This window comes from Teichococcus rhizosphaerae, assembly GCF_002631185.1.
GTDB lineage: Bacteria > Pseudomonadota > Alphaproteobacteria > Acetobacterales > Acetobacteraceae > Pseudoroseomonas > Pseudoroseomonas rhizosphaerae.
In genome coordinates, this window is record NZ_PDNU01000001.1 from 1 (window position 1) to 20,443 (window position 20,443).

The window sequence follows — 20,443 nt, forward strand, 5'->3', positions numbered from 1 at the left end:
GCCCGACGCCCGCGCCGCCGCCCGACCCGGCGGCCGCGCCATCGCCCACGCCGCCGCTGCCGACGCCGCCCCTGCCGGTGCCGCCGCCGCCCGCGCCGACACCGCCCCAGCCGCAGCAGGCGCAGCCCGAACGCCCGCAGCAGCCCGAGCGCCCGCAGCCCGCGCCGCCCCAGCCGCAACAGCAGGCGGCCGCGCAGCCCGGGCCGCCGCTGCCCCTGCCGCCGCCGCCCGCCCCACCCGCGCCGCCGACGCCCGCGTCCACCGCGCCGAGCACCGCACCTCCGGCCCGCGAGCCGGCGACGCAGCCCGGCACCGGGCAGACGCCGCCCACGCGCAACACCGCCGATCGCAGCCAGTCCGTGCTGAGCACGCTGGAGCGGCTGCGCGCCGCGCAGCAGCAGAACCAGCCGCCGCGCACCCGCCCCACCCAGGGCGGCGCCCCGGCCGCCGGCGGCGGCGCCCCCTCCGGCGCCGCGCTGCTGACGGCGGGCGAGGTGAGGGGCGTCTCGGAGCGGATCAGCGACTGCTGGTCGGTCGATGCGGGGATGCTCGGACTTGACCAGATCGTGGTCGAGCTGCGGGTGGACATCGACCCCGGCGGGGTCATACGCAATGTCCGCCCGGCGAGCAGCATTCCCTCCGAGCCGCGCGCGCGGGCCGTATACGAGAGCGCGCGCCGCGCGTTGCTCGACCAGAAATGCAGCCCGCTGCCCGTGCCACGCGAGAAGATCCCGTCCTTGAACGCCGCGACCTTCCGATTCAACCCGAGGGGCCTCGTCCGATGACCCAGCAGAACCTTTCCCTGTCCCGCCGCCTGGCCCTGATGGGTCTGGGCGGGCTGGTGGGCATGCCGATCCTCGGCGCCGCCTCGCGCGCCCGCGCGCAGGCCCCGGTCCCGGGCGGCACCGCGGCCGGCGGTCAGGTGATCGACATCACCCGCGCCCGCACCGACCCGATCCCGATCGCGCTGCCCGACTTCGCCGGCGGCTCGCCCGCCGCGCAGCAGCTCGGCCAGAACATCACCCGCGTCATCGCCAACAACCTGCGGAACTCGGGGCTGTTCCGGCCGGTGGAGCGCGCGGCCTACATCCAGACCCCCGAGGCCGCCGCCGCCGCGCCGCGCTTCCAGGACTGGCGCGTGATCGGCGCGCAGGCGCTGGTCACCGGCCGCGCCGAGCCGCAGGGAGACCGCGCGCGCATCGAGTTCCGGCTGTGGGAGGTGGGCTCCGAGCAGCAGCTCCAGGGCACCGCCTACACCGCCGCCGCCGCCAACTGGCGGCAGATCGCGCACGTCATCTCGGACGTGATCTATGAGCGGATGCTGGGTGAGAAGGGCTATTTCGACACCCGCATCGTCTACATCGCCGAAAGCGGCCCGCGCGACCGGCGCGTCCGCCGCCTCGCCATCATGGACCAGGACGGCGAGAACCACCGCTTCCTGACGGACGGCTCCTTCCAGGCCCTGACCCCGCGCTTCCACCCCAATGCGCGGCAGATCGCCTTCATGTCCTACAACAACAACCAGCCGCGGGTTTACCTGTTCAACCTGGACAGCGGCCGGCAGGAAGTGCTGGGCAACTTCCAGGGCATGACCCTCTCGCCGCGCTTCAGCCCCGATGGGCGCAACGTGGTGCTGTCCTCCGCGCGCGGCGGCGACGCCAACATCTATGTGGTGGACCTCGCCTCGCGCCGCGAGCGGCAGCTCACCTCGGGCGGCGGGCTCGACGTGTCGCCCTGCTACTCGCCCGATGGCAGCCAGATCGTCTTCAACTCCGACCGCGGCGGCGACCAGCAGCTCTACGTGATGGACGCGGGCGGCGGCGGCGCGCGGCGCATCTCCTTCGGCAATGGCCGCTACGCCACGCCGGTCTGGTCGCCGCGTGGCGACCTGATCGCTTTCACCCGCATCTCCGGCGGCCGCTTCGGCATCGGCGTGATGCGGCCCGACGGCTCGGGCGAGCGCATCCTGTCGGAGGGCTGGGGCATGGAAGGGCCGAGCTTCGCGCCGAACGGCCGCGTGCTCACCTTCTACCGCGAGAGCCCGGCGCGCGATTCCCGCGGCAGCGGCTATTCCGCCCGGCTGGCGATGATCGACATCGCGGGCTTCAACGAGCGGCAGATCATCACGCCCACGGATGCCACGGATCCGAGCTGGTCGCCCCTGCTGTCCTCGTAACCGAAGGTTGATAAACCCGTGCCAGGAGCGATGCGTTTGCCGAGGGGCAACCATTCCTGGCACGGTGGTTTGTCTGCCTTGAACACGCCTCAATCGCAGCGTAACCGCGGCCGTAATTCGATCTGACACAGGAATCGAAATTATGCAGACCAAGCTTCTTGGCGCTCTTGCCGCCGCCGCCCTTCTCACCGCCTGCGCGAGCGAGGACACCTCGGGTGCCGCCACCGGCGCCGGCGCCGCCGGCGGTGCGGGTGGCATGGGCGGCCTGGGCGCCGGCCAGATCCGCCCCGGCAGCCAGGAGGACCTGGTCGCCAATGTCGGCGACCGCGTTTTCTTCGACACCGACAGCAGCAGCGTCCGCGCCGACCAGCGCACCACGCTGGAGCGGCAGGCCGCCTGGCTGGCGCAGTACCCGCAGGTGCAGGTCGTGGTCGAGGGCCATGCCGACGAGCGCGGCACCCGCGAGTACAACCTGGCGCTCGGCCAGCGCCGCGCCAGCTCGGCGCGCGACGTGCTGGTGGCGAACGGCGTCTCCTCCGGCCGCCTGAGCGTGATCTCCTACGGCAAGGATCGCCCGGCGGCGCTCGGCTCCTCGGCCGACGCCTGGGCGCAGAACCGCCGCGCGGTGACGGTCGTCCGCTGAGGCGCGCCACCCGCTTTCCTGCCGACGCCGTGCGTTGACGCGGGAGCGGGTGGCTGAGAGAAGCGGCGGCACCCATGACAATGGGTGCCGCCGTTTTTCGTTCCGCCGACCATAGCCCTGCCACCGGAAGGACAAGGCCATGTTTCGCAAGTTCCTGCTCCTCGCCCCGCTGCTGGCCGCTCCCCTCCTGAGCGCCACGCCGGCCATGGGGCAGATGGAAAGCCGCGAGGGCATCGCGTTGCAGAACCAGATCCTGCAGCTGCGGCAGGAGCTGGACATGCTGCGCCGGAGCGGGGGAGGCGGCTATGCCGCGCCCGTGCCGGTGGCGCCGCCCGGGCGCGGCGGCGTGACCGGCGGCTCGCCCGAGCTCCTGAGCCAGCTCCTGGAGCGGGTGGGTGCGCTGGAGGAGGAGGTACGCCGGCTGCGCGGCCAGGTGCAGGAATCCGAGTATCGCGGCCGCACCACGCAGCAGGCGCTGGAGAAGCTGCAAGGCGACATGGATTACCGCCTGCAGCAGCTCGAGCAGGGCGGCGCCCGCGCGCCCGCCGCCGCGCCGCCCTCCCGCCCGGCCCAGCGCAGCGAGGCCGAGCCGGCCCCCGCGGCGCCCGCGCCCGCCGCTCCGCGTACTGCCGAGCGTGCCCTGGCCGACGGCCAGAACGCCCTCTCCCGCCGCGACTACGCCGCCGCCGAGGCCGCCGCGCGCGAGGTGATCTCCGCCCGCAACACCGCCCGCGCCCAGGACGCGCAGATCCTGCTGGGCGATGCGCTGCTGGGGAAGCGCGAGTTCCAGAACGCCGCCCTGGCCTATGACGACGCCTACCGCCGCAACCGCGCCAGCGGCCGGGCGCCGGAGGCGATGCTGGGCCTTGCCAATTCCTTCCTCGGCTTCGGCGCCAAGCGCGAGGCCTGCGCCACGCTCGACGACATGCGCAGCGAGTTCCCGCGCCTGTCCGGCAACCTGGCCGAGCGCGCCGCCGAGGCGCGCAAGCGCGGCGGCTGCCGCTGACCCTGCGCGGGGAGGCGGGGGGAGGCGGCGCCTCCCCGGACCTCTGCTCTGGCTTCGAGGCGCGGATGATGGCGCTCGGCCCCTTCGGCCCGGCGCCGCGCATGGCGGTGGGCGTTTCCGGCGGGCCGCACTCCCTGGCCCTGGCCCTGCTGGCCGCCCGCTTCTGCGCGGCGCGCGGGGGGGATGTGCTGGCGCTGGTCGTCGATCATGGCCTCCGGGCCGGAAGTGCCGGGGAAGCGGCCTGGACGGCCCGCACCCTGGCCGGGCGGGGCATTGCCTCGGAGATCCTGGAGCTGTTCCTGCCACGTGGCGCCGCGGTGCAGGAGCGGGCGCGGTCGGGCCGGCTGGCGGCGATGCTCGCGCGCTGCGCGGCGTTGGGCCGCCCCTGGCTGCTGCTCGGCCAGCACCGGATGGACCAGGCGGAGACGGTGCTGTTCCGCGCCCTGCGGGGCAGCGGGGAGGCGGGCCTCGCCGGCATGGCGCCGCTGCGGGCGGCCGAGGCTGCCATGATCCTGCGGCCCTTGCTGGATGTGCCGCCGGTGGCGCTGGAGGCGCTGCTGCGGGCGGAGGGGCTGGCACCGCTGCGCGACCCCTCCAATGCCGATCCGCGCTTCACCCGCGCGGCGCTGCGCATGTCGCTCGCCGACCCCGAGGGCACCGGCCCCCGCGTCGCGGCGCTGGCCGGGGCGGCGGCGGCCTTCGCCACCCGCCGGGCGCGGCGGCAGGCGGCGGTGGCCGGGCGCCTCGCCGCCGCGCTGGCGCCGGCACCGGAAGGCTGGGCCAAGCTGGATGGGGCGGCGCTGGGCCAGGATGCGGTGGCGCAGGCGGCGCTCTCCGCGGTGCTGCGGCTTCTCTCGGGCGAGGAGCACGCGCCGGCCGGGGCGGCGGTGCGGGCCCTGCTGGCGCGGGGCGGGGGCACGCTGCATGGCGTGCTGTGGTCGGGCGGGGTGCTGTGCCGCGAGCCTGCCGCCTGCGCGCCCCCCGTGCCGGCGGAGCCCGGCGCGCTGTGGGACGGCCGCTGGCGGCTGCGCGGCTCCTTGCCGGAGGCGGGATTGCTGCTGGGCGCCCTGGGGAGCGCGGGGGCTGCCGCCCTGCCGCGGGCGGCGAGGCGCGGCCTGCCGGCGCGCGTGCTGGCCGGGCTGCCGGCCCTGTGGCGGGGCGGGGTGGCGGTTTCGGTGCCGCCCCTCGCGCATGGGTTGCCCGCCCAGGCCGATTTTGTTCCCTCCGGCGGGCCGTTGTGCGCGTATAAATGACATCCAGGCAAGATGACGTGCGCGGCAAGGTTTCAGAATGGCGCCGGGCGCCCTATCTTGTCATGGCGCCGGGCCAGGATGCCTCCTCGGGCCGGCACACGGATGGGAACCGCACGGTGAACAATTTCGGCCGCAATCTGGCGCTTTGGGTGATTGTGGCGCTGCTGCTCGTGGCGCTGTTCAATCTTTTTCAACCTTCTTCCTCCAACCGCCAGACCGGCCAGCAGGTCGCCTACAGCGACTTCCTGAACGAGGTGAATGGCGGCCGGGTGCGGGACGTGACCATTCAGGGCCGCACCCTCACGGGCCAGCTCTCGGACGGCCGCACCTTCAGCACCTACACGCCCGAGGACCCCGCCCTGGTCAGCCGCCTGACCGACAAGGGCGTGCGGGTGGTGGCCAAGCCCGAGGAGAGCGACGTCAACCCGCTCTTCCACTACCTGCTGTCCTGGTTCCCGATGCTGCTGCTGATCGGCGTCTGGATCTTCTTCATGCGCCAGATGCAGGGCGGCGGCGGCCGCGCCATGGGCTTCGGCAAGTCCCGCGCCCGGCTGCTGACCGAGAAGCAGGGCCGCGTCACCTTCGAGGACGTGGCCGGCATCGACGAGGCCAAGGGGGAGCTCGAGGAGATCGTGGACTTCCTGCGCGACCCGCAGAAGTTCCAGCGCCTCGGCGGCAAGATCCCCAAGGGCGTGCTGCTGGTGGGCCCGCCCGGCACCGGCAAGACGCTGCTCGCCCGCGCCATCGCCGGCGAGGCCAACGTGCCCTTCTTCACCATCTCGGGCTCCGACTTCGTCGAGATGTTCGTGGGCGTCGGCGCCTCCCGCGTGCGCGACATGTTTGAGCAAGGGAAAAAGAATGCCCCTTGCATCATCTTCATCGACGAGATCGACGCGGTGGGCCGCCACCGTGGCGCCGGCCTCGGCGGCGGCAATGACGAGCGCGAGCAGACCCTCAACCAGATGCTGGTCGAGATGGACGGCTTCGAGGCGAATGAGGGCGTGATCCTGATCGCCGCCACCAACCGCCCGGACGTGCTGGACCCCGCCCTGCTGCGCCCCGGCCGCTTTGACCGCCAGGTGGTGGTGCCGAACCCCGACGTCTCGGGCCGCGAGAAGATCCTGCGCGTCCACATGCGCAAGGTGCCGCTGGCCTCCGACGTCGATCCCAAGACCATCGCGCGCGGTACGCCGGGCTTCTCGGGCGCCGACCTCGCCAACCTCGTCAACGAGGCGGCGCTGCTCGCCGCCCGCTCGGGCCGCCGCACCGTCGGCATGTACGAGTTCGAGCAGGCCAAGGACAAGGTGCTGATGGGCGCCGAGCGCCGCAGCCTCGTCATGTCGGACGACGAGAAGAAGATGACGGCCTATCACGAGGCCGGCCATGCCCTTGTCGCCCTGCACGAGCCGGAGTGCGATCCCGTCCACAAGGCCACCATCATCCCGCGCGGCCGCGCGCTGGGCCTGGTGATGTCCCTGCCGGCCGGCGACCGCTACAGCAAGCACAAGAGCAAGCTGAAGGCGGAACTCGCCATGGCGATGGGCGGCCGCGTCGCCGAGGAGCTGATCTTCGGCGCCGACAAGGTGTCCAACGGAGCCTCGGGCGACATCAAGATGGCCACCAACCAGGCCAAGATGATGGTCACCGAGTGGGGCATGAGCGAGAAGCTCGGCATGATCGCCTATGGCGACAACAGCCAGGAGGTCTTCCTCGGCCATTCCGTGACGCAGTCCAAGAACGTCTCGGAAGCCACCGCGCGCGAGATCGACAGCGAGGTCCGCGCCATCATCGACGACGCCTATGCCCGCGCCAAGCACACGCTGCAGACCAACATCGAGGAACTGCACGCCCTGGCCAAGGGCCTGCTGGAATACGAGACCCTCTCGGGCGACGAGATCCGGCAGGTGATCAAGGGCGAGCCGGTGGTGCGCAACCGCCCCGACGAGCCGACTTCCGCCGGGCGCGGCAGCGTGCCCAGCTCCGGCCGGCCCACCCGCCCGGGTGGCTTCGGCAACCCGGCGCCGCAGCCCGGCGCCTGAGGCACCGCCAGGCGCCGCCGGTTGGCGCCTGCCCCCTCTGGCTCCCTGGCGAGAAGCTGCGATAAGGAAAGGGTCCCGGAAACGGGGCCCTTTTTCTTTGGCCGCTGGTGAGGGACGGGAAGATGGTCGAACGTTGGATCGAGCCGGTCGGCCTGCTGCACGGCCCGGTGGCATTGCAGGCCGTGCGGGACGGCCATGCCCTGCCGCTGGCCGGCGGCCCGGCGGCCTTTCCGCTGGTCCGGCTGATCGAGGAGGGGCGGGAGCTCGGCATCCACCCGATCATGGAGCTGCCCCTCGCCTGGGAGGAGCTGCTGCCGTTGCTGACGCGCCGCCCGCTCCCCTTCGCCGGCCTGCCGAACGACCGCCCCCTGGTGATGGGCATCCTCAACACCACGCCGGACAGCTTCTCCAATGGCGGGCAGCATCTCGACCCGCGCGATGCCATCGCCGCCGGCCATGCCATGCTGGAGGCGGGGGCCGACATCCTCGACATCGGCGGCGAGAGCACCCGCCCCGGCGCCCCGCCCGTCACGGCGGAGGAGGAGATGGCGCGGGTGCTGCCGGTGGTGCGGGAGCTGGCCAAGGCGGCGGTGGTCAGCATCGACACCCGCCACGCCGCCACCATGCGCGCCGCCCTCGATGCGGGGGCCGAGGTCATCAACGACGTCACCGCGCTGCGGCAGGAGCCCGCCTCGGTGCGGGTGGTGCAGGAGGCACGGGCGCCGGTGGTGCTGATGCACATGCCGGTGCTGGACCCGCGCCGCATGCAGCAGGAAACCGCCTATGCCGACGTGGTGCTGGAGGTGGCCCGCTTCCTGCGCCAGCGCGTCGAGACGGCGGAGGCGCTGGGCATCCCGCGCGGGCGCGTGGCCATCGACCCCGGCCTCGGCTTCGGCAAGACGGGAGCGCAGAACCTGCTGCTGCTGCAACGCCTGCCGCTGCTGGCCGGCATCGGCTGCCGCATCCTGGTGGGCGCCTCGCGCAAGCGCTTCGTGGGCCAGGTGACGGGGGTGGAGAAGGCGGATGAGCGGCTGGCCGGCAGCCTTGCCGTGGCGCAGGCCGCGGCCGCCGCCGGCGCCAGCATCCTGCGCGTGCACGACGTGGCGGAAACGGTGCGGGCCTTGCGCATGTGGCGCGCCTGCACCGACGGCGCCTCGGCCGAGCTGGGCTGAGGATGGCGCGCGAGCCCCCTCGCTTGCCTCGCTCCTCCTCCCGCCGCTACAGCAGCGGCCGCGAGGTTTCTGGTCCAGGGGAGAAGGCCGGCATGAGTGAAGCAGTGCGCCGCCTGTTCGGCACGGATGGCATCCGGGGGGTCGCCAACCGGGCGCCGATGGACGCCTCCACGGCGCTGCGCCTGGGCCAGGCCGCCGGGCTCTTCTTCAACAGGGGCGCGCACCGGCACCGCGTCGTCATCGGCAAGGACACGCGCCTTTCGGGCTACATGCTGGAGCCGGCGCTGACGGCGGGCTTCGTCGGTGCCGGGATGGACGTGGTGCTGGTGGGGCCGCTGCCCACCCCCGCCATCGCCATGCTGACGCGCAGCCTCCGCGCCGATCTCGGCGTCATGATCTCCGCCAGCCACAACCCCTTCGAGGACAATGGCATCAAGCTGTTCGGCCCGGACGGGCTGAAGCTCTCGGATGACGAGGAGGCCGAGATCGAGGCGCTGATGGCGGGCGATCTCGGTGCCCGGCTCGTGCCGCCCTCGCGCCTCGGCCGCGCCAGCCGGCTGGAGGACGCGCCCGGCCGCTACATCGAGGCGGTGAAGGCGAGCTTCCCCAAGGGCCGCAGCCTGTCCGGCATGCGCATCGTGGTCGATTGCGCCAATGGTGCCGCCTACAGGGTGGCGCCCACCGTGCTGTGGGAGCTGGGCGCCGAGGTGGTGCCGCTGGGCGTGGCACCCGACGGCTTCAACATCAACCGCGAATGCGGCTCCACCGCGCCGGCCCGCATGGCCGAGCTGGTGCGCGAGCGCCGCGCCGACCTCGGCATCGCCCTCGACGGCGACGCCGACCGCCTCGTGCTGGCCGACGAGCAGGGCCAGATCATCGACGGCGACCAGATCCTGGCCGCGGTGGCGCAGTCCTGGGCGCGGCAGAAGCGGCTGCAGGGCGGCGCGGTGGTGGCCACCGTGATGTCCAATCTCGGGCTGGAGCGGTTCCTGAAAGGGCAGGGGCTGGAGCTGCTGCGCACCAGGGTGGGCGACCGCTACGTCTCCGAGCGGATGCGCGAGACCGGCTGCAACCTGGGCGGCGAGCAGTCCGGCCACATGATCCTCAGCGATTTCGGCACCACCGGCGACGGGCTGGTGGCCGCGCTCCAGGTGCTGGCAGTGCTGGCGGAGGAAGGACGGCCGGCCAGCGCCGTCTGCCGCAGCTTCGCGCCGCTGCCGCAGCGCCTGGTGAATGTGCGCTATGCCGGCGCGAGCCCGCTGAAGGACCCCGCCGTGCAGGAGGCCATCGCCGCCGCCGAGGCGCGCCTCGCCCAGCGCGGCCGGGTGCTGATCCGCGCCAGCGGCACCGAGCCGGTGATCCGCGTCATGGCCGAGGCGGAGGACGACGCGCTGGTGGAGGAGACGGTGCAGGGCCTGGCCGCGCTGATCCGCGCCCGCGCCGCAGCCGGCGCGGTGGCCGAGCGCCCCGCCGCCGACGCCACGGTGGAGGGCGGCGCCTGATGCGCGGCCGCGTTTTGATCATCGCCGGCTCCGATTCCGGGGGCGGCGCGGGCATCCAGGCGGACATCAAGGCCTGCACGGCGCTCGGTGCCTATGCGGCCACCGCCATCACGGCGCTGACGGCGCAGGACACGCTGGGGGTGCATGCCGTGCAGGGCGTGCCGCCCGACTTCATCAGGCTGCAGATCCGCCTCAGCCTGGAGGATATCGGCGCCGACGCGCTGAAGACCGGCATGCTGGCCGACGTGCTGACCATCGAGGCGGTGTGCGACGCGGTGGCGGCGCATGGCCGCGACATCCCGCTGGTGGCGGACCCGGTGATGGTGGCCAAGGGCGGCCACCCGCTGCTGGCGCCCGAGGCGGTGGAAACGCTGCGCCGCCGCCTGCTGCCGCTGGCCGCGCTGCTGACGCCGAACCTGCCGGAGGCCGAGATCATCGCCGGCCAGCCCGTCTCCACGGTGGAGGAGATGGTGGCGGCGGCGCGGCGGATGCTGGAGATGGGCGCGCCCGCCGTGCTGCTGAAGGGCGGCCACCTGCCGGGCGAGACGCTGGTGGACGTGCTGGCCACCACCGGCGGCATCGAGACCTTCGAGAGCGGGCGCATCGACAGCCGCCACACCCATGGCACGGGCTGCACCCTGGCCTCCGCCATTGCGGCGGGGCTGGCGCAGGGCCTTTCCATGCGGGACGCGGTGGCGCGCGGCCGGGCCTATGTCCGGGCGGCGCTGCGCGAGGCGCCGGGCCTTGGCAAAGGGCATGGCCCGCTGAACCACGCCGTGACGCTGGACCCGGCGCGGCTCGCAACCCTGGCATGACGCCGCGCGGCCTTCGCGGCCGCCTGCGGGTTCGGGCAAGCTGGGGCGGAACACGCACCGGACCCCGTCCATGAGCACGCACCCGCCCCATCCCGCCGCCCTGCCGCGCAGCGTGCCGGTGTTCCAGGTCGATGCCTTCGCCGAGCGGCCCTTCGCCGGCAACCCCGCCGCCGTGGTGCCGCTCGACGCCTGGCTGCCGGACACGCTGATGCAGGCCATGGCGGCGGAGCACAATCTCAGCGAGACCGCCTTCTTCGTGCCGGACGGGCCGGGCCAGTGGCACCTGCGCTGGTTCACCCCCACCACCGAGGTGGCGCTTTGCGGCCATGCGACACTGGCCACCGCCTTCGTGCTGGCGACGGAGCTGGGGCAGGCGGGGGAGCTGCGCTTCCGCACCGCCTCGGGCATGCTGGGCGTCAGCCGGGAAGGCGGCCGCTTCGTGCTCGACTTCCCCGCCAACCCGCCGCGCCGCGCGGGCTGCGCGCCGCAGGGGCTGGCCGCCGCGCTCGGCGCCGTGCCGCGCGAGGTGTGGAAGGCGCGGGACTGGATCTGCCTGTTCGACAAGGCCGAGACGGTGCGCGCCCTGGCGCCGGACCACAACCGCGTCGCCACCCTGCCGGACCCCGGCCATGCCGGTGCCCGCGTCATCGCCACGGCACCGGGGGATGACGGGGTGCACGACATCGTCTCGCGCTACTTCGCCGCCCGCGTCGGCATCAACGAGGACCCGGTGACGGGGGCGGCGCATGTGCAGCTCGTGCCCTTCTGGGCGGACCGGCTGGGGCGGGAGGCGCTGGTCTGCCGCCAGGCCAGCGCGCGGGGCGGCACGCTCTGGTGCGAGCGGACGGGCGGGCGCGTCCGCATGGGCGGGCACGCGGTGCTCTATGCGCGCGGCAGCGTGGCGCTGCCCCGGCCTTGATCGACGCGGCCGGCGGGCGCAAACCCGCCCGGCCTCTTGCAGCGAGTGAGTTCCACGCCCATGGCGCAGCCCCATCCGAAGCCGACCCGCCGCCCGGCCAATCCCTGCTTCTCCTCCGGCCCCTGCGCCAAGCGGCCGGGCTGGTCGCTGGCGGCGCTGGAAGGCGCGCTGCTCGGCCGCAGCCACCGGGCGAAGGACCCGAAGGCGCGGCTGGCCGAGGTCATCGCCCTGTCGTGCTCGGTGCTGCGCATGCCGGAGGGCTGGCGCCTCGGCATCGTGCCCGCCTCCGACACGGGGGCGGTGGAGATGGCGCTGTGGTCGCTGCTGGGCCCGCGCGGCGTGGACGTGCTCGCCTGGGAAAGCTTCTCGGCGGAATGGGCCAACGACATCACGAGGCAGCTTCGCCTGCCGGATGCGCGGCTGATCCAGGCGCCCTATGGCCAGCTGCCGGACCTCGCCCAGGTGGACCCGGCGCGGGACTGCGTCTTTGTCTGGAACGGCACCACCAGCGGCGTGCGCCTGCCGCATGGCGACTGGATCGCCGATGACCGCGCGGGGCTCACCATCTGCGACGCCACCTCGGCGGCCTTCGCCATGGACCTGCCCTGGCGGAAGCTCGATGTGGTCACCTGGTCCTGGCAGAAGGTGCTGGGCGGCGAGGCGGCGCACGGCATGATCGCCCTGTCGCCGCGCGCGGTGGAGCGGCTCGAATCCCACAGCCCCGCCTGGCCGCTGCCGAAGATCTTCCGCATGACCAAGGGCGGGAAGCTGATCGAGGGCATCTTCCAGGGCGACACCATCAACACTCCCTCCATGCTCTGCGTGGAGGACGCGGTGGACGGGCTGCGCTGGGCCGAGGGCATCGGCGGCCTGCCGGCCCTGGTGGCGCGCTCCGAGGCCAATCTCGCCGCGGTGGCGGAATGGGTGGCGGGGCAGGGGCGCTTCGCCTTCCTGGCCGAGCGGCCCGAGACGCGCTCCTGCACCTCGATCTGTCTGCGGCTGGTGGCGCCCTGGTTCACCGCGCTGGACGAGGCCACCCAGGCCCGCGCCACGAAATCCCTCGCCGCCCGGCTGGAAGCCGAAGGGGTGGGGCTGGATGTGGCGCCCTACCGCGACGCGCCGCCCGGCCTGCGCCTGTGGGGCGGCGCCACGGTGGAAACGGAGGACCTCCGCGCCCTGCTGCCCTGGGTGGACTGGGCCATGGATGCGGTGGAGGCCGAGTTCCGCCCGGGCTGAGGGGAGGCGGTCCCGTTCTGCGGGACATCCTGCCTCCTTTTTCCCCGAGAGAAGAAAATCCTTCCGGATTTTCCCGCTGCGCCGAAGGAGCTTCCGAAACGGGCTCCCGGTGCACGGCAGTTCGGTAAGAATGCCTGACGCATTTCGCCTAGGCTGGCGGCCACGACCGAACCGCCGAGGCCACCGCCATGCAACAGGCATCCCTTTCCGCCGAAAGCCCGTCCGGGCCGCGCTGGGTACTGGTGTTCCTGTTCCTTTGCGCGCCGCTGCTGTTTGCCAGCAACATGGTGGCGGCCCGCTGGCTCAGCGGCCTGGTGCCGCCGGTGACGCTGGGCTTCGGCCGCTGGCTGGTGGCGGCGCTGGTGCTGCTGCCGGTGGTGTGGGCGCCGCTGCGGCGGGGCGCGCTGCGCCGGGCGCCCGCCGGCATCCTGGCGCTGCTGGCGCTGCTCGGCGGCGTGGTCAGCGTGGCGCCGCAATATGGCGCGGCGGCCTATACCAGCGCCGGCAACATCGCCCTCATCGCCGCCATGTCGCCGCTGCTGGTGGCGCTGATCGAGCGGGTGGTGTGGGGCGTGCCGCTGCGCCTTTCCGTGGTGGGGGGCATCGCCTGCGCCTTTGCCGGGATCGCCATCGCCACCTTCCGGGGCGATCTCGCGGCGCTGCTGCGGCTGGAGTTCAACCCGGGCGACGCGCTGATGTTCGGCGCCATCCTGGCCTGGGCCGGCTACACGGCGCTGCTGCGGCACCGGCCGGTGGGGCTGCCGCCGCTGCTGCTGCTCTGGGTGGTGGCGGCGGGCGGCGCGCTCGGCATGGCGCCGCTGCTGCTGCTGGAATGGTCCAGCCTTGGCGTGCCGGAACTGGATGTGCGCGCGGTGTGGGGCATGCTGTTCCTCGGGCTGGTGGCGGGGATCGGGGCCTATGGCGCCTTTGCCCGGGTGGTCAGCCAGGTCGGCGCGGCGCGGGCCAGCATGTCGATGTATCTTATTCCTGCCTATGCGCTGGCGCTGGGCGCCGCGCTGCTGGGCGAGAGCCTGCACGCCTACCATGCCGTGGCCATGGCGCTGGTGCTGGGCGGTGTCGCGCTCGGCACGGTGCGCTGGCCCGCCCCGGCGCGGCTGCGCGCCCGGCCCCTGTCGACATGAGCGGCCGCCACCCCAGATCTGGTATCGTCTGGCATCGAAACGGGAGGAAGGCATGGCGGCGAGACGGCTGCTGCCCAATCTTGCGGGCGGCTTGGCGATGACGGTGCTCGGCGCTTCCGGAGCGGCCGCGCATCATGGCTGGTCCTGGGCGGAATCGGAGCAGATGGAACTGCGCGGCACCGTCCGCGAGGTGTTCATCGGCCCGCCGCACCCGACGCTGCGGGTGGAGGCGGCGGATGGCGTTCTCTGGGTGGTGGAACTCGGCAACCCCTCGCAGACGCGGCGGGCCGGCTTCACCGAAGGCTCGGTCCGGGTGGGAGACGGCGTCACCGCCCTCGGCAACCGCGCGCGCGAAGGCGATGAGAAGCGGATGAAGGCCGTGCGCCTGCGCACCGCCAGCCGCAGCTACGACATCTATCCCGAGCGCATCCGCGGCGACTGAGGGCGTGGGGCTGGAATGGATCGAGGCCCTGGCGGCCTGGCCGGGCGGCGCGCTGCGCCGTTCGGCCATCGCCTATCCGCTGGCCAACGCGGCGCACATCCTGGCGATCGGGCTGCTGCTGGGTGCCATCGCCACGCTGGATATGCGGCTGCTGGGAGCGTTCCGCGCCGTGCCGCTGGCGCATCTGGCGGGTCCGCTTTCCCGCGTGGCGGGGTGGGGGCTGGCGCTGGCTCTGGCCACGGGGCTGCTGCTGTTCAGCGTCTCGCCCGGCGCCTATCTCGGCAATCCGGCCTTCCAGATCAAGCTGGCCCTGGTGCTGGCCGGCACGCTGAACGCCCTGGCGCTGCACCGCGGCGCGCCCTGGCGGCGTGCCCTGGCCGGCGGACATGCCGGCGCCGCCCTGCGCGTGGCGGCGCTGCTGTCCCTGCTGCTCTGGAGCGCGGCCGTGCTGGCCGGGCGCTGGATCGGCTTTCTCTGAGGCAGCGCCGCCGGCGCCTCCGCCCAGGCTTGGGGAAGAACCGATCTTGGGGAAGAACCGATCCTGGGAAAAACCGGCCATGGGCTCCGTGCCCTGTTCTGCCCGATCCGCTATAGCTCCGCGCCCTGAACAGGCGGAGTGCGGGATGACGGTCGGCATCGACATGGGCAGGACAACGACGGGGCAGGCGGGCCTTCTCGACCTGGAGGAGCTGCTCGCCACCCGGCTGCTGGTGCAGGGCAATTCCGGTTCCGGCAAGTCGCACCTGCTGCGCCGGCTGATGGAGCAGTCGGCCCCCTGGGTGCAGCAGGCGGTGATCGACCCGGAAGGCGATTTCGTGACGCTCGCCGACCGCTTCGGCCATCTGGTGATCGACGCCTCGCAGCACACGGAGGCGGCGTTGCAGCGCGCCGCCGACCGGGTGCGCGCGCACCGCGTCTCGGTGGTGCTGAACCTGGAGGGGCTGGACGCGGACGGGCAGATGCGCCACGCCGCCGCCTTCCTCGGCGGGCTGTTCGATGCCGAGCGCGACCACTGGTCGCCCATGCTGGTGGTGGTGGACGAGGCGCAGCTCTTCGCCCCTGCCGCCGCGGGCGAGGTGTCGGACGAGGCGCGCCGCGCCTCGCTCGGCGCCATGGCCAACCTGATGTCGCGCGGCCGCAAGCGGGGGCTGGCCGGCATCATCGCCACCCAGCGCCTGGCCAAGCTGGCCAAGAACGTCGCCGCCGAGGCCTCCAACTTCCTGATGGGCCGCACCTTCCTCGACATCGACATGGCGCGCGCCGCCGACCTGCTGGGCATGGAGCGGCGCCAGGCGGAGATGTTCCGCGACCTGCCGCGCGGCAGCTTCGTGGCGCTGGGCCCGGCGCTCTCCCGCCGCCCGGTGGCGATCCAGATCGGGGCGGTGGAGACGGAGTCGCGCGGCAGCAATCCCGGCCTGATCCCGCTGCCGCAGACGGCGCCGGAGGAGGCGCGCGAGCTGATCCTGGCCGCGGCGGCGGAGCCCGAGGCGCCGCGCCCGCCGCCGCGCCGGATCCCCGCGCCGCCGCCGCCCGACATCCTGACCCAGCTCGCCCAGGCCCGCCCCACCATGCCCGCCCCCCGCGCCGAGCCGGAGCCGACGCCGGAGGAGCGCGCCGCGCGCAAGCGGAAGCTGGAGGAGGTTCTGCGCCAGGTGCTGGCCGAGCCGGAGGCGGCCTTCCGCACCACCTCCGTGCTCTACCAGGACTTCCTGGTGCGGCTGCGCATCCACGCCGTGCCCGGCAGGCCGCCCGAGATCCCGGCCTTCCGCCGCATGCTGGCGGTGGCGCGCGCCGGCATCAGCGCCGAGGCGGCGGAGAGCGAGGAATGGCGGCAGGCGGAAGCCCGCGCCGCCGCCCTGCCGGAGGACATGCAGGGCGTGTTCCTGATGCTGGCCCGCGCGGCGCTGGAGCGGCTGCCCTGCCCATCGGATGCCACCATCGCCCAGGCCTATGGCACCCGCTCGGCGGGGCGGGCGCGGCGGGTGCTGGCCTATATGGAGGAGCAGGGCGCCATCGTGCTGCGCCCCGACGCGCAGGGGCGGCGCATCCTCGCCCTGGTGGGGCTTGGCTGGGAAACGGCGCCGGGCGACCCCGGCGCCGCCGGCTGATCAGAGCAGGATCTCCATCAGCGAGGTGAATTTCTGCCCCAGTTCCCGCGTGGCGTCGAAGAAGGTGACCACCTGGTAGGTGGCGATGAAGCCGGCGGCGTAGAACAGGCCGGGGGAAAGGCGCTGGAAGCCGAGCGCCATGCCGAACAGGCGCTGCGTCAGGCCGGAGCGCACCACCAGCACCACCACCGCCAGCCCCAGCAGCGCACCGCCCAGGATGTCGCTCGGGTAATGGAAGCCGGCATAGACGCGCGGGATGCAGGCCACCACCAGCGCCCACAGGAAGGCCAGCACGCCGAGCCGGCGCGAGGCCATGAAGATGGCCAGCGCCATGGCGAAGGTCATCGCCGCGTTGTCGCTGGGAAAGGAGCTGTAGTTGGCGAGGTAGCCCTCCTCCAGCCCCAGCAGCGTGTTGATCTCCAGGTCGAGGTTGTGGATGGGGCGCGGGCGCTCCCACATCAGGTTCTGCACCCCGCGGGAAAGCGCGGCCGCCAGGATGGCGCCGCCCAGCCCGGCGAAGGCCAGGTAGCGCCCGTCCCGCCGGTTGGGGCTGAGATCGGTGAACCACATCCACCAGAAGGCGGCGACGAAGGGTGCCGTCTTGAACAGGTGGTTGTTGGTCAGGGTGAAGATGATGCGGTCAAGAGCGAAGCTCTCGCCGGCAAAGCCGTTGAAGAAATGCAGGACCGAGAGGTCCAACGCCTGCAGCATTGCCGTTTTGTCCTTTGGCCCGCCTTCAGGCTGTTCATCGCGCCGCCATGACCGGGCTCCGGCTTGTTCCGGCCCCGATTTCCTGTCGCCCAGGCCATGTCCTGAGACGCTGCCACTGGTCTGCAACAATTTTGACACAATAGGGTTCCGCAAGCAGAGCTTGGCAAGGCGCTCTGGCCGGCATGGCGGTCACAGACTGGTCAGCGGAACAGCGGGCAAACCCGCGAGAAGGCAGGCAGATTGCTTCCTCCGGTTGTGCGGGTCAGGATTGTCCTCCCCGCAAACCGTTTGGGCTGCTTCAGGAACATCCTCCAGGTAGGTGGAGGCGGCAGCTCCCATGGCTTCGGGAGTGGCGGTCCCGCTCGCGGCGGCAACCCGCCGCGGCGCCTCCCTGCGCCGATCACGTTCTGGAGCGGTCGAGCCTCAGCTCAGGAGCCGGTGGCCAGGCGCCGTGGCGGGGCGGCTCAATCCGGCCTGGCGGGCTGGCCGGGCGGCTGGGTCAGGGCATCGCGCACCACCGAGCGGAACTCCCGCCGGTGCAGCTCGCGCAGCACCAGAAGGCTGCTGATGATCAGCGCCACCGGATGGAGGATCCAGGCCAGGGCGGCGAGGCCGAAGTAATAGGCCCGCAGCCCGGTGTTGAAGTGGCGCGCCGCGCGGTTGGCCACCTCGGCCGCGACCAGGGCCTGCGGCAGGGCCTCCTCCGTCTCTCCCAGCCCGCCCACGCAGATGCTGGTGTAGTTGAACTGCCGCAGCGCCCAGGTCAGCTCGAAGAAGGCGCGCACGAAGATGAAGATGAGCAGGAAGACGCGGATCTCCCAGGCCGCGTCCTCCGGCGGCACCTCCGCGAAGGGCACGGCGCCGAAGACGCGGCGGCCGAGATCCGGCGTGCCCAGCATGGCCACCAGCGCGCCCAGGATGAAGATGCTGGTGTTGGCCAGGAAGGAGGTGGACGTCATCAGGTTGCCGATGATGCTGATGTCGCTGATGCGGTTGTCCCGGGTGAGGGCGGAGCGCATCCAGCGCCGCCGGTGCTCGTCCATCGCGGCGATGACGCTGCGGGAGCGGATGCTGGGCACCCGGTCCACCACGGCGGAATAGCCGATCCAGCAGGCGGTGAAGACGGCGAGGGCGAGCCAGTCGAGCGGCGTGAGCGGAAGGAGCATGGCGGGCTGCATAGCATCGCCGCGGCCATTGCCGCAGCCCGCCGCATGCGGGGCTGGTGCGGGCCCCGCGCCCGTGGAGCCCGGAGCCCATGAAAAAAGCGGGCGCCCTGGAGCGCCCGCTTCCTGATCCTCCGGAGAAGAGGGGAGCCTTACAGGCCCATCTTCTTCTTCAGGTTCTCGTCCAGCTTGGCGAGGAAGTTCTGGGTGTTCAGCCAGGGCTGGTCCTTGCCGATCAGCACGGCGAGGTCCTTGGTCATGTAGCCGCTCTCGACGGTCTCGATGCAGACCTGCTCGAGCGCGTTGGCGAAGTCCACCACGTCCTGCGTGCCGTCGAACTTGCCGCGATAGGCCAGGCCACGGGTCCAGGCGAAGATCGAGGCGATCGGGTTCGTGCTGGTCTCGCGGCCCTTCTGGTGCTCGCGGTAGTGGCGCGTCACCGTGCCATGCGCCGCCTCGGACTCGACCGTGTTGCCGTCGGGCGAGAGCAGCACGGAGGTCATCAGGCCGAGGCTGCCGAAGCCCTGCGCCACGATGTCGGACTGCACGTCGCCATCGTAGTTCTTGCAGGCCCAGATGTAGCCGCCTTCCCACTTCAGGGCGGAGGCCACCATGTCGTCGATCAGGCGGTCCTCATAGGTCAGGCCGCGCTTCTCGAACTCCGCCTTGAACTCGGCGTCGTAGATGGCGCGGAAGATGTCCTTGAAGTTGCCGTCATAGGCCTTGAGGATGGTGTTCTTGTGGCTGAAGTACACCGAGTAGTTGCGCGCCAGGCCGTAGTTGAAGGAGGCGCGGGCGAAGCCCTCGATCGACTTGTTCAGGTTGTGCTGCATCATCGCGGCACCGGCGCCCTTGAAGTCGAACTGGCCGATCTCCTGCGCCTCGCCGTTCTCGGCGATGTAGGTCATCTTGACGGTGCCGGGACCGGGCACCTTCATCTCGACGGCGCGGTAGATGTCGCCATAGGCATGGCGGCCAACGACAATGGGCTTCGACCAGTGCGGCACCAGGCGGGGCACGTTCTGGCAGATGATGGGCTCGCGGAAGATGGTGCCGTCGAGGATGTTGCGGATCGTGCCGTTGGGCGACTTCCACATCTTCTTCAGGCCGAACTCCTTCACCCGCGCCTCGTCCGGGGTGATGGTGGCGCACTTCACGCCGACGCCGTACTGCTTGATGGCGTTGGCGGCATCGACCGTCACCTGGTCGTCGGTCTGGTCGCGGTACTCGATGCCGAGGTCGTAGTACTTCAGGTCCACATCCAGGTAGGGGACAATCAGCTTGTCCTTGATGAACCCCCAGATGATGCGGGTCATCTCATCGCCGTCGAGCTCGACGACGGGGTTCTTCACCTTGATCTTGGCCATGCTGATCCTCGTCTGGACGCCTGTGTTCGCCGCCAGGGCCGCCTGGGAGCGCGGCCGGGACATTCTGGCGACAGGTGGCGCGGACAATCGCACCGGGCGCTGCAAGGGGCAAGGGTGCCCTGGGGCGTTCCGGCGCGCCCGCGCGGTGGCGGGGAGGGCGCAAACCGCCACCGGCCGGCACGCGTTACCTGGTCCCGGGCGCAATCCTGTGCCGGCAAGAAGGACACCCCGCCCATGAGCATCTTCGGCTCGATCCTTTCCAAGATCATGGGACGCAAGGCCGAGGCTTCGCAGCCCGGCGCCACCGCCCCGGTGGCCGACGAGCAGGTGAAGCCCACCGCCTCCGAGATCCCCGCCGGTTCCGCCGCCGCGCCGAACCCGGCGCCCACCACCCCGCCCGCACCGGGCGGCGCCATGGCGAGCGGCGCCGCGGCCGCCACGTCCGACGCGGCTCCGATCTCCGCCGAGCCGGTGGACGTGGAGGCCGTGCTGAGCGAGATGGCGTCGAAGAACGGGCAGTCGCTCAACTGGCGCCAGTCCATCGTCGACCTGATGAAGCTGCTCGAGCTCGACAGCAGCCTGCAGAACCGCAAGGAGCTGGCGAAGGAGCTGGGCTATTCCGGCAACATGGACGACAGCGCCAGCATGAACATCTGGCTGCACAAGCAGGTCATGCGCAAGCTGGCCGAGAATGGCGGCAAGGTGCCGGCCGACCTCAAGGACTGAGAAAAGCGGCCGCCCCGCGCCGG

Annotated in this window: 19 protein-coding genes; 16 read left to right on the forward strand and 3 right to left on the reverse strand. The window is 72.3% G+C overall.

Features of this window, described 5'->3' with window-relative positions; all coding sequences use genetic code 11:
* From CR162_RS22260 to CR162_RS00075, 15 genes are all read left to right on the forward strand, one after another.
* Nucleotides 1-785 (forward strand): hypothetical protein (locus CR162_RS22260; protein ID WP_099093488.1); only part of this gene is annotated, 785 nt, incomplete at its 5' end.
* Complete coding sequence (gene tolB / locus CR162_RS00010; protein WP_099093489.1) at nucleotides 782-2,176, forward strand: Tol-Pal system beta propeller repeat protein TolB; 1,395 nt, start codon at nucleotides 782-784, stop codon at nucleotides 2,174-2,176. The genes CR162_RS22260 and tolB, both read left to right, overlap by 4 nt.
* A gap of 142 nt (nucleotides 2,177-2,318) precedes the next feature.
* A complete protein-coding gene (gene pal, locus CR162_RS00015; RefSeq protein WP_099093490.1) occupies nucleotides 2,319-2,819 on the forward strand; it encodes a peptidoglycan-associated lipoprotein Pal in 501 nt (166 codons plus the stop codon).
* 139 nt (nucleotides 2,820-2,958) lie between these two features.
* Nucleotides 2,959-3,825 carry a YbgF trimerization domain-containing protein gene (locus CR162_RS00020; protein WP_099093491.1) on the forward strand — a complete coding sequence of 289 codons (867 nt, stop codon included), beginning with the start codon at nucleotides 2,959-2,961 and terminating at the stop codon, nucleotides 3,823-3,825.
* A gap of 68 nt (nucleotides 3,826-3,893) precedes the next feature.
* Nucleotides 3,894-5,078 carry a tRNA lysidine(34) synthetase TilS gene (gene tilS / locus CR162_RS00025; RefSeq protein WP_176559654.1) on the forward strand — a complete coding sequence of 395 codons (1,185 nt, stop codon included), beginning with the start codon at nucleotides 3,894-3,896 and terminating at the stop codon, nucleotides 5,076-5,078.
* 116 nt (nucleotides 5,079-5,194) lie between these two features.
* Nucleotides 5,195-7,117, forward strand: a complete 1,923-nt coding sequence (gene ftsH, locus CR162_RS00030) for an ATP-dependent zinc metalloprotease FtsH (protein WP_099093708.1) — start codon at nucleotides 5,195-5,197, stop codon at nucleotides 7,115-7,117.
* A gap of 122 nt (nucleotides 7,118-7,239) precedes the next feature.
* Nucleotides 7,240-8,289, forward strand: a complete 1,050-nt coding sequence (gene folP, locus CR162_RS00035; RefSeq protein WP_099093493.1) for a dihydropteroate synthase — start codon at nucleotides 7,240-7,242, stop codon at nucleotides 8,287-8,289.
* 92 nt (nucleotides 8,290-8,381) lie between these two features.
* Nucleotides 8,382-9,791: a phosphoglucosamine mutase gene (gene glmM / locus CR162_RS00040; RefSeq protein WP_099093494.1), complete on the forward strand. Its 1,410-nt coding sequence runs from the start codon at nucleotides 8,382-8,384 to the stop codon at nucleotides 9,789-9,791.
* Nucleotides 9,791-10,606 (forward strand): bifunctional hydroxymethylpyrimidine kinase/phosphomethylpyrimidine kinase, encoded by an 816-nt coding sequence (gene thiD, locus CR162_RS00045; RefSeq protein ID WP_099093495.1) that lies wholly within the window; start codon nucleotides 9,791-9,793, stop codon nucleotides 10,604-10,606. The genes glmM and thiD overlap by 1 nt, the downstream gene beginning before the upstream one ends.
* Nucleotides 10,607-10,676: 70 nt before the next feature.
* Nucleotides 10,677-11,525, forward strand: coding sequence for a PhzF family phenazine biosynthesis protein (locus tag CR162_RS00050; protein ID WP_099093496.1), 849 nt, complete (start codon nucleotides 10,677-10,679; stop codon nucleotides 11,523-11,525).
* Between the two features lie 60 nt (nucleotides 11,526-11,585).
* Nucleotides 11,586-12,761: a phosphoserine transaminase gene (locus CR162_RS00055; protein ID WP_099093497.1), complete on the forward strand. Its 1,176-nt coding sequence runs from the start codon at nucleotides 11,586-11,588 to the stop codon at nucleotides 12,759-12,761.
* Between the two features lie 188 nt (nucleotides 12,762-12,949).
* Nucleotides 12,950-13,903 (forward strand): DMT family transporter, encoded by a 954-nt coding sequence (locus CR162_RS00060; RefSeq protein WP_099093498.1) that lies wholly within the window; start codon nucleotides 12,950-12,952, stop codon nucleotides 13,901-13,903.
* A 52-nt stretch (nucleotides 13,904-13,955) separates the two neighbouring features.
* Entirely contained in the window at nucleotides 13,956-14,345 is a 390-nt protein-coding gene (locus CR162_RS00065) for a DUF6152 family protein (protein ID WP_099093499.1), read from the forward strand.
* Nucleotides 14,346-14,349: 4 nt separating this feature from the next.
* Complete coding sequence (locus CR162_RS00070; protein WP_099093500.1) at nucleotides 14,350-14,823, forward strand: DUF6644 family protein; 474 nt, start codon at nucleotides 14,350-14,352, stop codon at nucleotides 14,821-14,823.
* 145 nt (nucleotides 14,824-14,968) lie between these two features.
* Nucleotides 14,969-16,453 (forward strand): ATP-binding protein, encoded by a 1,485-nt coding sequence (locus CR162_RS00075; protein WP_099093501.1) that lies wholly within the window; start codon nucleotides 14,969-14,971, stop codon nucleotides 16,451-16,453.
* Here the strand turns inward: CR162_RS00075 and CR162_RS00080 are convergent, their stop codons facing one another.
* The 3 genes from CR162_RS00080 to CR162_RS00090 form a co-directional block, all read right to left on the reverse strand.
* A complete protein-coding gene (locus CR162_RS00080) occupies nucleotides 16,454-17,164 on the reverse strand; it encodes a phosphatase PAP2 family protein (RefSeq protein ID WP_099093502.1) in 711 nt (236 codons plus the stop codon).
* Nucleotides 17,165-17,628: 464 nt separating this feature from the next.
* Complete coding sequence (locus tag CR162_RS00085; protein ID WP_099093709.1) at nucleotides 17,629-18,330, reverse strand: DUF599 domain-containing protein; 702 nt, start codon at nucleotides 18,328-18,330, stop codon at nucleotides 17,629-17,631.
* A gap of 149 nt (nucleotides 18,331-18,479) precedes the next feature.
* On the reverse strand, nucleotides 18,480-19,694 hold the full coding sequence (locus tag CR162_RS00090; RefSeq protein ID WP_099093503.1) for an NADP-dependent isocitrate dehydrogenase: 1,215 nt from the start codon (nucleotides 19,692-19,694) through the stop codon (nucleotides 18,480-18,482).
* A gap of 234 nt (nucleotides 19,695-19,928) precedes the next feature.
* Here CR162_RS00090 and CR162_RS00095 point away from each other — a divergent pair, with 234 nt between their 5' ends.
* Entirely contained in the window at nucleotides 19,929-20,420 is a 492-nt protein-coding gene (locus tag CR162_RS00095; RefSeq protein WP_099093504.1) for a DUF3597 domain-containing protein, read from the forward strand.
* Nucleotides 20,421-20,443 lie beyond the last annotated feature (23 nt).